The organism is Microcoleus sp. ARI1-B5 (assembly GCF_036705795.1).
Lineage (GTDB): Bacteria > Cyanobacteriota > Cyanobacteriia > Cyanobacteriales > Microcoleaceae > Microcoleus.
Genome location: NZ_JAUBVK010000038.1, coordinates 1 through 13,793, shown reverse-complemented (window position 1 = coordinate 13,793; position 13,793 = coordinate 1). Strand labels below are relative to the sequence as shown.

Annotated in this window: 13 protein-coding genes; 8 read left to right on the top strand and 5 right to left on the bottom strand. The window is 48.2% G+C overall.

What is annotated here, in order from left to right; translation table 11 throughout:
* Positions 1-10 precede the first annotated feature (10 nt).
* On the top strand, positions 11-1,054 hold the full coding sequence (gene egtD / locus QUB63_RS31040) for an L-histidine N(alpha)-methyltransferase (RefSeq protein ID WP_332949221.1): 1,044 nt from the start codon (positions 11-13) through the stop codon (positions 1,052-1,054).
* A gap of 192 nt (positions 1,055-1,246) precedes the next feature.
* Here egtD and QUB63_RS31035 read toward each other — a convergent pair whose 3' ends face one another.
* A complete protein-coding gene (locus QUB63_RS31035) occupies positions 1,247-1,858 on the bottom strand; it encodes a hypothetical protein (protein ID WP_332949220.1) in 612 nt (203 codons plus the stop codon).
* A 405-nt stretch (positions 1,859-2,263) separates the two neighbouring features.
* On the bottom strand, positions 2,264-2,578 hold the full coding sequence (locus QUB63_RS31030) for an RNA recognition motif domain-containing protein (RefSeq protein ID WP_293131611.1): 315 nt from the start codon (positions 2,576-2,578) through the stop codon (positions 2,264-2,266).
* A 308-nt stretch (positions 2,579-2,886) separates the two neighbouring features.
* On the opposite strand from QUB63_RS31030, the gene QUB63_RS31025 reads away from it, so the two are divergent.
* Positions 2,887-3,012: a hypothetical protein gene (locus tag QUB63_RS31025; protein ID WP_332949219.1), complete on the top strand. Its 126-nt coding sequence runs from the start codon at positions 2,887-2,889 to the stop codon at positions 3,010-3,012.
* Between the two features lie 269 nt (positions 3,013-3,281).
* Here QUB63_RS31025 and QUB63_RS31020 read toward each other — a convergent pair whose 3' ends face one another.
* The 3 genes from QUB63_RS31020 to QUB63_RS31010 form a co-directional block, all read right to left on the bottom strand.
* Positions 3,282-4,130 (bottom strand): hypothetical protein, encoded by an 849-nt coding sequence (locus QUB63_RS31020; protein ID WP_332949218.1) that lies wholly within the window; start codon positions 4,128-4,130, stop codon positions 3,282-3,284.
* 297 nt (positions 4,131-4,427) lie between these two features.
* Entirely contained in the window at positions 4,428-4,571 is a 144-nt protein-coding gene (locus QUB63_RS31015; protein ID WP_332949217.1) for a hypothetical protein, read from the bottom strand.
* A gap of 158 nt (positions 4,572-4,729) precedes the next feature.
* Entirely contained in the window at positions 4,730-6,412 is a 1,683-nt protein-coding gene (locus QUB63_RS31010) for a tetratricopeptide repeat protein (protein ID WP_332949216.1), read from the bottom strand.
* A gap of 256 nt (positions 6,413-6,668) precedes the next feature.
* Between QUB63_RS31010 and QUB63_RS31005 the strand changes: the two genes are divergently transcribed.
* From QUB63_RS31005 to QUB63_RS30980, 6 genes are all read left to right on the top strand, one after another.
* Positions 6,669-8,507: an RluA family pseudouridine synthase gene (locus QUB63_RS31005; RefSeq protein WP_332949215.1), complete on the top strand. Its 1,839-nt coding sequence runs from the start codon at positions 6,669-6,671 to the stop codon at positions 8,505-8,507.
* 75 nt (positions 8,508-8,582) lie between these two features.
* The gene (locus QUB63_RS31000) at positions 8,583-9,146 is read left to right on the top strand and encodes a Uma2 family endonuclease (protein ID WP_332949214.1); all 564 of its coding nucleotides are present in this window, start codon (positions 8,583-8,585) and stop codon (positions 9,144-9,146) included.
* A 326-nt stretch (positions 9,147-9,472) separates the two neighbouring features.
* Positions 9,473-10,591: an alkene reductase gene (locus QUB63_RS30995; protein ID WP_332949213.1), complete on the top strand. Its 1,119-nt coding sequence runs from the start codon at positions 9,473-9,475 to the stop codon at positions 10,589-10,591.
* 64 nt (positions 10,592-10,655) lie between these two features.
* The gene (locus tag QUB63_RS30990; protein ID WP_332949212.1) at positions 10,656-10,802 is read left to right on the top strand and encodes a hypothetical protein; all 147 of its coding nucleotides are present in this window, start codon (positions 10,656-10,658) and stop codon (positions 10,800-10,802) included.
* 392 nt (positions 10,803-11,194) lie between these two features.
* On the top strand, positions 11,195-13,474 hold the full coding sequence (locus QUB63_RS30985; protein WP_332949211.1) for an ATP-binding protein: 2,280 nt from the start codon (positions 11,195-11,197) through the stop codon (positions 13,472-13,474).
* Positions 13,471-13,770, top strand: a complete 300-nt coding sequence (locus QUB63_RS30980) for a hypothetical protein (RefSeq protein ID WP_332949210.1) — start codon at positions 13,471-13,473, stop codon at positions 13,768-13,770. Before QUB63_RS30985 ends, QUB63_RS30980 begins: the two co-directional genes overlap by 4 nt.
* Positions 13,771-13,793: the final 23 nt, after the last annotated feature.

Below are 13,793 nucleotides of genomic sequence, written 5' to 3'. Positions count from 1 at the left end.
ATTTTACTCTATGAAATCCCCAAGACTGTCCGACACGACAAACCCAGCTTCAAGTAAGGAAAACAGGCTGCACTTAGAGCGACTGGTGAGCGCAGCAGCACCGACACCCGCAGAAATCAATGCTGGCAGCGATGTCGTTAGCGGGTTGACTCAAAACCCCAAAACCCTGCCTCCCAAGTATTTCTACGACGATCGCGGATCGAACCTGTTCGAGTTGATTTGTCAGTTGCCGGAATACTACTTGACGCGCACTGAGACGGAGATTTTACAAGGATGTGCGGGGGATCTCGCCCATTTGACGGGCCCGTGCGAAATCGTCGAACTCGGCAGCGGCAGTTCCACCAAAACCCGGATTCTCCTCGATGCTTACAGCCAATTGGAATATCCGCTGCACTATTTGCCGATCGACATCAGCCCTACTATCCTAGAAAGCAGCGCTTGTCAACTCTTAGCAGATTATCCATCGCTCCAGATTCACGGACTTGTCAGCACTTACGAATTAGCCTTAGCTAAAATTGCACCGTCCCCGCTGCCAACCCGAATGATTTGCTTTCTAGGCAGTACCCTCGGCAATCTCAACGCTCAAGAATGCGATGTATTCTTCTCCCAAATAGTCGGTGCATTGAAGCCGGGAGAGTATTTTTTGCTAGGAATTGACTTGGACAAATCTCAGGATATTTTAGAGCCGGCCTACGATGACAGTCAAGGAGTGACGGCAGCATTTAACTTGAATATGCTGCGGCATTTAAATCGGAAGTATCAGGGAAATTTTGATTTAGCGCAGTTCGAGCATTGGGCTTTTTACAATCAAGAGGAATGTCAAATTGAAATGCACTTGAGAAGTAAGAAAGCGCAAAGCGTGAACTTGCGCGCCCTCGATTTAACGGTTGAATTTGCAGCAGGAGAAACTATCCGCAGCGAAATTTCCCGCAAATTTAATCTCAATAGTGTAAAGGAAGAACTTTCGCAGCGCGGTTTAAAGCCTGTACAAGTTTGGACAGATCCAAATCAGTGGTTTGGCTTGATGCTTTGTCAGTTGACAGTGGACAGTTGACAGTTGACAGTTGGCAATTGGTAATTGGTAATTGGCAATTGGCAGTTGGTAATGGGTAATGGGTAATGGGTAATTGGTATAATTGGAAAACAACAAGGAAAAGGGAAAAACGAAGTACAATCGCTAATGACAACTGTCAACTATCAACTGTCAACTGTCAACTATCAACTGTCAACTGTCAACTGTCAACTGTTAACAAATCGGCCGCTGTCCGGGTTTTACGGCGTGAATATACTCGCTGCCCGATGCCGGCCATCCCCGCTTGTAATAAGCCTCCTCCGGCTTCCCCCAGCCCAACTGCAACAAAATTTCGAGAAAATCCAACTTTTCCCACTTCCAGAGACTCGCCCATTCTGTGCGCTGGGCTACAGCCTCTACATCAACCGGCTCGATCGATCGAAAATCCTTCCCGCTGTTAATACTCAAATACAAATCCATCCCCGCAGTTACCTGCTGCCAAAATTCCAACATAGAAATCTTAGCTGCCTTCAGCGTCATCAAATCAACCGGTAGAGCTATTAATTCGTCATCCACTGCCGGATAGCGTAGAGTATTGCCCTTAACCGCCATTTCCCGCCAGACAATCCCAGAAACTTGATGTTCCCGCTGGTATTCGTGCACGGCCGCCTTAAAATTTTGATAAGCAGTGAACTTTTGAACGCCCTCAGATGTGAGAAAGCGGTCAATCACGGGATTCCCTGTAGCAGGAGTTTCAGTCAAATTGAGGCGGCGCCCCTGCAAGCAAGCTTGGCGCTCTTCTTCGAGGATTTTAATGAGTTGGGCCGTGCTGTAGACCTTGGACATCTTTATTCAGGCAAAATCTATTGATTTGCGGGTCGGGCTGGTTTTATCGGCTAATTTTTAGTAAAGATTATTTGTTTTTTTTGAGCAAGATCGCTTTTGCCGTTATTCTAACTTTTATTTCTGCTTAATTCTAGTTAGACAGTTTACAGGAGTTGGGCCGAGAAATCCCGAAAGCTTCTTGAAAAAAGCAGTTAATCACGATACAGAATTGCGAGTTAGGCTGTCCGCTGCGCTGCGGGCGTACCTCGCGGGATTTTGCGCCAAAAACAAAGCCCCCTCATAGGAGGGGGCTAAACTGACGAATGAGGTTTGGGAGTTATATTTGGCGAGTCGAACAACCCGAAAAAAAAAGCAGCATTCGCACTTGCTGTCAACTACCCAAATTCAAATCTTCAGTCTCAAAACTTAGTAGCGTCGTGAAGAGCGATTGTTGTCGCCCCAGCCACCGCCACCCGAGGAGCGTTTGTTGTTGTTGTTTTCGCGAGGTTTGGCTTTGTTGACTTTCAAGTCGCGGCCCATCCACTCAGCACCGTCTAAAGCTGCGATGGCTGCTGCTTCTTCTGCTTCGCTCGCCATTTCCACAAAAGCAAAACCCCGCATTCTGCCTGTTTCCCGGTCCACTGGCACTTGGACGCGGCTTACAGTACCGTACTCGGCAAATACTTCGCTGAGGTCGTCTGATGTGACCTCATATGAAAGATTACCCACGTAAATCGACATAAAATCTCCAGAATCATTAGGGTGCAGAGACTTAGATCCGGAGAGACGCTTGTAAATAAACACCAACAAACTACGCAACCGAATTTAATTCTTGAAAAACCACTATAACATGAAGCCAGCAGAATCAGCAATTGGCTGTCAGAATTTTCGATTTTGGGTGCCGTCGGGCAATCTCCGACAGAAAGTATTCGCGATAACTGACATCTTGCACTGTTGCCGTCATCATACCAGTTTAAAAAAAATGCAACTCGCGATCGGGCGCTCCAAACCCCGACAGTCATCAGTCAGTCCCAATCTCAAATCGAAAAATGGAAAATTTAAAATGGTATCAGCTTGGTTTCGGGCTGCGGTATCGAGCAGAGGGTCAAGATTTTTCGTCGCTGTTACCCGGTGGTTTGGGTCTTATTGAAAATATTGCCCGATATCAGTTATAGCTGAGATCTTGCACCATTCGTGTGGAAGCTGTAGGGGCGCGTTCACTAATAGCCGAGCGGGGTGCAAACAGGTTAAATAAACCCGTCCCCACCCACTAAAAATCCCCTTATTGACTGGCGTGCAAGAACTCAGTTATAACTGACACCGCGCTCTTTTATGACTGGGCCGGCATCCTGCTGGTGCCACCAGAGATAATTTTCTTAAGCCTCAGATTCATCTTCCGAGTCAATCTCCAATCTGCCATCTCCCATCTCCCATCGCATCAGATTTAGCGCCCTGCTATGGCTGCCCAAAAATAATTCTCAAAAGATTTCTTAGCAATATCTACGTGCATTTTTCTCCCCCAAGTATAGATATCAAAGCTAACGCGAGATCGATCGCCCTTGCTGGAACTTCCCTCATCAATTGCGATATTTCCCAACAGCGCCACCCAGTGACTCGGATAAGGGATCAGCGGCGGTTGGTTGCCCAGCATTCCCTCAGCAGTAATCAAAGCAAAAGCAAATCCCCCAGCTTGAATTGCCTCATCGGCGGCCCGCAGCGCTGGAATATCGCCGCTGAAATAAGCGTAGTGAGATTTTACATCGCGGCCGCCCAAAATTTCTCGCGCCCAGCCGGCCATTTCCCAAGATTTGGTCATCCCGCTGATGTTGCGGACAATTTCTGGGGCGTTTGCTTCTATGGGAAATATCAAATTTTCTGATTCCCGGAGTGCGGATAAAACCATCCAGTCTGCTTGAGGCATCCGCAAATTGCCTTTGCTGTGCCGCAGCGTCATTGAGGGAGAAATCGATCGCATAGATTGAGTGCGAAAACTGCCGGTTTCCCAAAGATGGCGGCAGATTTCGACGTAGCGGAGGGGGCGGCGCGCCGAGAGTGCAAAGGTGACGGCGGCGGGGCCACAAAAAGGCTGTCCGCCTTGATTTACTTGGAAAGGATCGAGGATGCGCGATCGCATTTCGGCGATGATTTGGGTTTTGTTTAAAGCTGGCCAAAAGCTGGGCCGATTCGATCGTTCAAATTCGGAAATTGCCTCATCTGCCTGCTGTAGCGAACTTGGGTGTGGCTGTTGGGAAGTGGAACTCGCAATTGCGATCGAATTGTCTGATTGTGTCATTTTTTTGCTCGGTCGTATCTGTTAATATTTGCCAATAATTCATATTGTGTATTATCGCAAAACCCCCCTTTAATTAGTTCTATCGTTCGGACTTCAGTCCGAGCGAAAAAGCAGAGGACTGAAGTCCGAACGCTCAAACGTTATAAGAGTTTTTTTGCGGGAGACTCTTCATTACTTCGGCAACCCAATTTCATCCCGCTCTAGCAATAGTATTTGATTGGTGAATTTGAGTTTTTTTCATGAACCGCAGAGAGCGTTATTGGCGCAGAAAAAGAGAAAAGAAGAAGAGAGATATAGCTAAATTCTTCCTTCTTCCGACTTCCATTTCTCGACTTCCATTTCTCGAATTGGGACTTCCATTTCTCGACTTCCATTTCTCAAATTCCTTCTTCTTTCTTCTTCCTTCTTCCTTCTGTCAACTGTCAAGCGGTCAACTGTCAAGCGGTCAAGCGGTCAACTGTCAAGCGGTCAACCTGTTTGCTGTCAAGCGGTCAACTGTCAACTGTCAACTGCTTTCCTACCACAGGTCAACTGTCAACTGTCAACTGTCAACTGTCAACTGTCAACTGTCAACTGTCAACTGTCAACTGTCAACTGTCTTACCATTTTCCTGACATCGCGCCTTTGAGCCTCAATTCTTCTCGACTGACTAGAGCTTCGTAGTAATCTGGTTTGATTTCTAGGGCGACTCCGTAAGAGCTAATTGCATCTTGAGTCCGCTGCATTTTTTGCAAAACGTCGCCCCGCTGCGCCCAAGCGAACCAGTTGTCGGGCTTGAGTTGAATCACTCGGTCAAAAGCGACGAGTGCTTCGGCATAGCGCTGCATTTTGCCCAGCACCAGGCCTCGCTGCACCCAGCCTTGATAGCTGTCAGGCCAGATAGTAATTGCTCGATCGTATGATGCTAGAGCTTGTTCGTACTGCTCCAAAGTTGACAGGGCGTTGCCGCGTTTCCACCAAGCTTCAAAATTGTCTGGCACGATTTTAATTATGCGGTTGTAAGCTGCGACGGCTTCTTCGTAACGCTGCAATTTTTCCAGCGCCGCCCCTTGCTGCAACCCTACTTTTGATGTAATTTCTGCTTCCGAACTCAGAGAGATTACTTTATCAAAACAGGCGATCGCTTCTTCGTATTGCTGCAATTTTTCGAGAGCTTCGCCTCGCAAATTCCAAGCTTCTAGAAAATTTCCTTCTATTTGGAGGGCATTGCTGTAAGCGATGATAGCATCTTTGTAGCGTTCCAATTCGGCCAGGGCGATGCCTCTACCCAGCCAAGCTTCGGGGAAATTCGGATTAATTTGAATGGCTCGGTCAAAAGCAGCGATCGCGCCTTCATAATCTCTCGATTCTGACAGTGTTTGACCGCGCCCGATCCATGCTTCGGGATAAAAAGGATTCATTTGAATTGCCCGATCGAAACAAGCAATTGCCGCATCGGGCCACTGGTGTTTGACGGCCATGCCTTTATAAAACCAGGCTTCGGAGTCGTTGGGTTGCAGTTGCAGTACCCGATCGTAAGCTGTCACCGCTTCTGCATATTTGTGCAATTTTGCGGAAGCAATGCCCCGATTGAACCAAGCCAGACTGTTTTGTGGTTGCAGTTGAATGGCGCGATCGTAAGAAGTTACAGCTTCAGCGTAGCGTTCCGCCTTCATCAGAGCCAAACCTCGGTTCAGCCAAGCTTCCCAATTAGTCGGGACGAGTTTAAGCGCGCGCTCGTAAGCCGCCACGGCTTCAGCGTAGCGCTCTGCTTGCAGCAACACGTTGCCTTGCCGGTACCACATCGCTGGCAAATTCGGATGAATTTGGGTGGCTTTTTTGTAACAGGTTGCTGCTTTATCCCACTGCTGCAATTCCTCTAAAACTCTGCCCTGCTGATACCAAGCTTCGTGCTTTTCTGGATTGATTTCAATTGCTTTGTCGAAAGCAGCGATCGCTTCTGAGTGATTTTGCAAATTTAACAGTGCACTCCCGCGCAGCATCCAAGCCCAGTATTCTTCTGGATTAATGGCAATAGCTCGATCGCCGCAGGCCACCGTTTCGGCCCAGGAGTGCAGTTGCTTGTAAGCTTTGCCCAGATTCAGCCACGCCCGGGCCCAGTCCGGCTTAATTTGCACCGCTTTTGAGTAGCAAATGATTGCAGCTTCGTACCTTCCCGATGCGTAGTGTCTATTGCCCCGATCGTAATCTGGAAATGCTGCAAAAATTCTTAAAATCGGCGGCAGCAGAGCTGATTGGGGGTTTGAGGAGTTTTCCGTGGCCGAATTCGAGAGGTCTGGCATACGCCTTACATATAAAAAATTTAGTGGGATAACAAGCTTGCGGTCTTATATATTAACTTATGCTTTTCTTAACTCGCTGCTGTTTTGGAACCAATTTACCATATCAGGTCTGATGCGACAAATTATGTTGACTTAACCATAAGTTAACTGTATCTGTATAAAATTATGCAGCGCCCCCACTTTCGGTACACGGCTGTACAATACGGGCAGGACACAAACAAATATGTCCCGATCGAGTTTTCAAACCAAATTTAATATGTTACTTCTGCACTCACTTTTAGATTTCACAGACTGCTTTACCGACGGAGAGCGAGGGTCGATCGGCTCAGGCCCCAATTATTGGTACGAAGGGCATTGCCCTCAAAGCGGCGAGCTGCTGAGACTGCCGCGCACTCGAATGTCTGAGGATCTCGCCCGAGGTTTGATGGAATACCTTGCTGCTGACGGTTCCTACGATCGCGAGGGGAAGATGTACGGCATATTGCTGGTGGAGATGCCTTGGGGGGAACAGCGGGTTCTCAAAGCATTTTCGGGGCTGCTGAACGGTTGCAGCGTTGTTGACGGCTGGGTGCCGCCGATTCCGGGACGATCGCGAGTTGCATTCGAGGAAGCCCGCACGCTGACCGAATTGGAGGCGATGAAACAGGAACTGATTGCACTCAAGCAACTCCCGCAGCGACAAGAGTATGCAGCCTTATGCGGTGAGTTTGAATTGCAATTGCAAGTTTTGAATGCGCGCCACCGCAATTGCAAGCAGCAGCGAGATGAAAAACGCCAGTTACTGTGTCAAACTCGGGCAGCAGAAACACTCGAAATAGCCCTGGAACAACTGAATCAAGCCAGCCGTTTGGAGGGAATTGAACGCAGGCAATTGAAACGGCAGCGGGATGAAACATTGGGGCCGCTCAAACAATTAATTGAAGCTGCGGATGAGCGGATGCGGATGCTGAAACAAGGGCGAAAAGAACTTTCCCGCGAACTTCAGGCGCAGATGCACGCGGCTTACACTCTGGTGAATTTTTTGGGGAAATCGCGATCGCTCCAGGAATTAATGCCAGCTAATTCTATTCCCACTGGCACCGGCGACTGCTGCGCGCCAAAATTGCTCCACAGCGCGGCAGTATACAATCTGAAACCCCTAGCAATGGCTGAGTTTTGGTGGGGGCCGCCATCGGGTGACAAAGTTCCGGGAGAATTTTACGGTGCTTGCGGCGATCGGTGTCAGCCGTTGATGGGTTTTTTGCTGTCAGGATTGGCTCAAAATCCAAGTGTTTCGGAACCGAAAGCTTGCCCGGATTTTCCACCGCCAGCTAATAGCAAAACTCGGTCAAAAACAGCAGCGAAAACAATTGTCAATCAGCCTTTGAGAGACAGGCAAGAAGCCCAGCCCACAAGTCATGAAAAATCTTGTGTAACGGGCATCTTGCCCGTTACCGCTCGCGTTACAATAACCGATTGCCAGCAAATGCTGCCGATTGTTTATGAAGACGAATGGTTGATTGCGATCGATAAACCCTCGGGGTTGCTGTCAGTTCCCGGCCGTTATCTGGACAATCAAGATAGCGTTCTGGGTCGGTTGCGGAACTTGTTGCCGGATGGGTTAGAACTGACCGCAGTGCACCGCTTAGATTTAGCAACATCGGGGATTTTGCTGCTGGCGCGGGACAAAGAAACCAACAGTCAACTAAGCCTGCAATTTGAGAAACGCCTGGTTCACAAAGTTTATGAAGCAGTGCTTTCGGGGACTGTAAAAACAGAGGCGGGGACGATCGAACTCCCGGTGAAAGAAGACCCGGAAAATTCCCTGGTTCAGCAAGTTAATTGGGAGCGCGGAAAACCCAGTGTTACTCGCTTTCAGGTAATGGCGAAACAGGGAAATTACGATCGCGTGGAGTTTTTGCCGCTGACGGGACGCACTCATCAATTGAGGGTTCATGCGGCGGATGTCCGAGGGTTGGGGATACCGATTTTGGGCGATCGACTTTACGGATGTCGGGCTGCTGCGAGCCGGCTGCACTTGCACGCGCGAGAACTTTCCTTTGAGCACCCGCAGTTGGGAAAAAGGCTGCACTTACAGGTGGCGACGCCATTTTGATCGTGCGGGCGATCGGCTGAAAGTAGAATAACAAGTATAAGAATCTCAACTCGCCTGTGTTCAGGAAACCTTAAAATGGTACAGACTCCAACTAAAACCCTTACCCTAGAAGAGTTTCTGAAGCTGCCGGAAACGGAACCAGCTAGCGAATACATCAATGGACGCATCGTCCAAAAACCAATGCCACAAGGAGAACACAGTGCAGTTCAAACTGAATTGTCCCCTGCTATTAACTCGGTTGTAAGATCCAAGAAGATGGCACGAGCTTTCTCAGAACTCCGCTGCACTTTTGGTGGGCGATCGATTATACCAGATGTTTCGGTATTCCTGTGGAGCAGGATTCCTCGCAAGGAAAATGGCGAAGTGGCTAATATTTTTTCAATAGCCCCTGATTGGACAATCGAAATTCTTTCGCCCGACCAAAGCCAAACTAAGGTAACGAAAAATATTCTACATTGTTTGAAGCACGGAACGCAGATGAGTTGGCTGATTGACCCATCTGAGCAATGTGTATTTGTTTATTTGCGCGATCGGGCAACAGCATTTTATGACGAACCGGATGTACTGTTACCAGTGCCAGAATTTGCCAAAGAATTCAATCTGACAGTTGAAGGTTTATTTAGTTGGCTGCTTGATTAACACTAATACCATTTATCAAAAATTTTACTACAAAAGAAGTATTGAATTTGTTTGCTCAACTATTTTTCAGGTGCGGATATGTAAGATTGTCAATATTTCTTTGGGAATTTATAGCTCTGCGTCGCACCCTACGACTACTTACTGCCGTAGGTGGTTGACAGTACGCACCCATCCGCTCAGCCTATATCCGTAGGATGAGCCACAAGCACCTTACAAAGAGATATGCTGACCAAAGATTTGTTCGCAAGTCCTGTTTGTTTAAGTTATATTGAAAAGCGATCGAACTCAAATTTTCCCGATTATTCTGTTAAGGAAATATCAAGATTATGACGGCTCAAACAACTTCTTCACTTTTGCTGAGTCCCTTCAAATTGGGAGATTTATCGTTAAAAAACCGCGCAGTCATGGCACCCATGACGCGGGCCAGAGCCGGTGAAACGCGGATGGCAAACGCCTTAATGGCGGAGTATTACGCTCAGCGGACCAGTGCTGGTTTGATCGTGACAGAAGCTACGGTGATTTCTACTCAAGCTAACGGTTGGCTGAATACGCCCGGTATTTATTCAGACGAGCAAGGCGAAGCTTGGAAACAAGTTACAGCGGCAGTTCATGCTAGAGAAACGGCGATTTTCATGCAGCTTTGGCACTGCGGGCGAGCTTCTCACAGCAGTTTTCAGGAAAACAATCAATTGCCAGTTGCAGCGTCTGCCATCAAAATCAACGGAGAAGGCATTCATACCCCTGCCGGCAAACAACCCTACGAAACTCCCCGGGCTCTGTTAACCCACGAAATCTCGATCGTTGTAGAAGATTATCGCAAGGCCGCAGAACGGGCAAAAATGGCGGGTTTTGACGGTGTAGAAATTCACGCAGCTAACGGCTATTTAATTGACACGTTCCTGCAATCAAAAACTAATCACCGCACTGATTCCTATGGTGGCGGCGTCGAAAACCGCTACCGTTTTCTCAAGGAAATTGTGGAGGCGATTATCACAGTATTTCCTGCCAACCGAGTGGGAGTTAGACTTTCTCCTAACGGTGTTTACAATGATATGGGTTCTCCTGATTATCGGGAAAATTTTCTGTATATCGCGGGGCAGTTAAATGCCTATGGTTTAGCTTACCTTCACCTTGTGGATGGTTTAGCTTTTGGCTTTCACGAATTGGGAACGCCGATGATGATAGGAGAGTTTCGCGATGTGTTTGCAGGGCCGCTGATTGGCAACTGCGGATACACTCAAGAACAGGCCGAAACGGCTTTGAGCAGCAAAGTTGCGGATTTAATTGCTTTTGGTCGGGATTTTATCAGCAATCCGGATTTGGTAGAGCGTTTTGCTCGCGGTTGGCCGCTCAATCCGCCTGCTGAAATGGGCGTCTGGTATTCTTTTGGGCCTGAAGGTTATATTGACTTTCCTCGCTATCAGGAATCGGCAGCTATTTCTTAGTTGAGGCGCTCGGTTGGGGTACCCGAGCTCTTGCATAAATCTGCGATCGGTCAACCGCAGATTTATGCTTCGGAATGCAGATGCCTTTCAATATTGTTGGCGATTTTTGCAAGAGCAGACACAGGTGCTGAAGCAACCTGAAGTCGGCACTATGATGCGGGAAATTCGACAATTGGCGGCGCACAATCAAAAGCAATTTGCCGCGATCTGAGGCGTTACCAAAAGCAAAGTTAACGCCTCGGAGAATGGGGATATGCAGCCGTCTCCCGTACCAATCAGGCAAATTTGAGCTATTTTGAAGGAGAGTTGTTGGACTCTTGAGGTGAATTTACCAGATCGTTGCCAGCTTCTAGAGAAGTGCTTTATATCGTGTCCGATCGATTAAACGCAATCAGATTCGTTCGCTCGTTAGGACAACAGTACCCAGCATGAGAGCGGACTTAAGTGGACACTACAAACTGAGAGCGGACTTAAGTGGGCACTACAAACTGAGAGCGGACTTAAGTGGGCACTACAAACTGTTTTTGTTATGGGAATCGACCGGACACGATATTACTAAAGAGAAAAAAAAATTGTTTTTAGCCGGAGTTTCGCGCAATATTTATGATAAATCAGGTTGTTGATTTAACCCAAACTGTCGATTTAACCAATTGCGATCGCGAACCGATTCAAATTCCCGGGCTGATTCAGCCCCACGGGGTGCTGTTGGTTTTGCAGGAACCTGACTTGAACATCATCCAGGTCAGCAGCAATACGTTTGCATTGGTGGGTAGGCATCCTCAAGAGCTGTTGGGCAAACCGTTATTAAATTTACTCGCTCCCGGGCAAATTGAGGCGCTCCGGCAATGCTTAAGCGAAGAGTTTGAGTATGTGAATCCGTTAGATATTTCCATCAAACGTCAAAAAAAATTACTTCGGTTTGATGGAATTGTTCATCGCTGTAACAGTCTGATTATTTTGGAATTAGAACCCAAAAAAACGACAAAAAAAACGAACTTTTTTGAGTTTTTCCAGGGAGTAAAAGGCACGATTACTAAAATTCAAAAGGCTCCAACCTTGCGGGAGATGTGCGCGGTTGTGGTTAAAGAAGTGCGAAAAATCACGGGATTCGATCGCGTCATGGTGTATCAATTTGATGCCGCAGGAGCCGGGCTGGTGATTGCAGAAGATCGGGTAGAGAGGCTGACGCCTTATCTGGGCTTGCACTATCCGCCCAGCGACATTCCCAAGCAAGCGAGACAGCTTTACACCCTCAACTGGCTGCGGTTGATTCCCGACTCCACCTATGAGCCTGTCGCACTGGTGCCAGCGCACAATCCCTTAGACGATCGCCCGACGGATTTGAGTTTATCGGTGCTGCGGAGCGTGTCTCCCGTACACTTGGAATACCTCAAAAATATGGGTGTATCAGCCTCCATGTCTATTTCACTCATCCAAGACCAAAAATTATGGGGGCTGATTTCCTGCCATCACTCGACGGCGAACTATGTTCCCTATAGCGTGCGAAGCCTGTGCGAGTTTGTGGCCCAGGTGATGTCGATCGAACTGGCAAGCAAGGAAGATCGGGAAGACTTAGACTACAAAATGGCGTTGAAGTCGCTGCAAAGCAAGTTTGTAGAATCGCTATCTCAGTCAAAAAGCTTCTGGGATGGATTAGTGCAACTGAACTCGAACCTGCTAGATCTCGTGGGTGCGACGGGAGTTGCGGTTTTTGTGGGCGAAAAAGTCATTTGTATCGGTAAAACGCCGCCAGAAGCTGAACTGCCTGCTTTGCGGGACTGGATCGAAACACAGATTCAACACAACCTGTTTCAAACCCGATCGCTGTCTGAAATTTATCCAACCGCAGAGTCATTTAAGGCCGTTGCAAGTGGACTGTTAGCATTAGAAATTTCCCAAGTCAACCAAAATTACATCCTCTGGTTCCGTCCAGAAGTGATTCAAACGGTTAACTGGGGCGGCAACCCGAACAAACCTGTCGAAGTCGCAGCCGATGGCGAGATGCGGTTGTCTCCCCGCAAATCCTTTGAACTATGGCAAGAAACGGTGCAGGGCACCTCGGAGGCGTGGAAGTCCTGCGAGATCGAAACCGTTACCGAACTGCGCAGCCTGATCGTCGGGATTATCCTCAGTCAGGCAGATGAAATGGCAAGGATCAATTTAGAATTAGAACGCAGTAACACTGAACTAGATGCCTTCGCTTACGTCGCTTCCCACGATCTCAAAGAACCGCTGCGCGGAATTCATAACTACTCTAATTTTTTGATAGAAGATTATGGGGATGTGTTGCAAGACGACGGCACCGCCAAATTGCAAACGCTGGTGCGCCTTACGCAGCGGATGGAGGATCTGATTAATTCGCTGCTACACTATTCCCGGCTGGGACGCACGGAACTTTCGCGCCAACCGACAAATCTCAACGATCTGGTGCGACAGTCGATCGACACTTTAAAGATCGGTCAGCCGCAGCAGGCGATCGAGTTTCGCCTGCCCCAAACTTTGCCGACAATTGCCGGAGATCGCACTCAAGTCAGCGAGTTATTCATCAACCTGATTAGCAACGCGATTAAATACAACGATCGAAGCGAGAAAGGGGTGGAAATTGGCTGTATCGAATCAGAAACTGGCAGCGGTAAAGACCCGATTCCCTACAGGTTTTACGTCCGGGATAACGGCATTGGACTTCCCCAGCACCATTGGGAGCGAATTTTTCAGATATTCAAGCGGCTCCACGCACAAGACGAATATGGTGGCGGTACAGGGGCAGGTTTGACGATCGTCCAAAAAATTGTCGCTCGACACGGGGGAAAAATTTGGGTAGAATCCACGCCCGGTGAGGGCAGCACGTTTTACTTCACCTTATCGGGGGCGGTGAAACCATGACCCGATATTCAGCCATGTGTACTGTGCAACTCCCTCCCTTGCCGATCGTTGAAGACAGCAACGAAGACTTTGAAGCCCTCCAACGCTACCTAAACCAATATTCCTCGGAGATCCCCGTCTATCGCTGCATTAATGGCGATCGGGCGCTGGCGTTTCTCTACCGCACCGAACCCTACACCGATCCTAAAACTGCTCCCCGCCCGGGACTGATTCTGCTAGACCTGAACTTACCGGGAACGGATGGGTTAACGGCAGTTGACAGAATATCTATATTTACCTATATTTTAAATAGGTAATTCTCGGTAAAGCAGTGGACAGA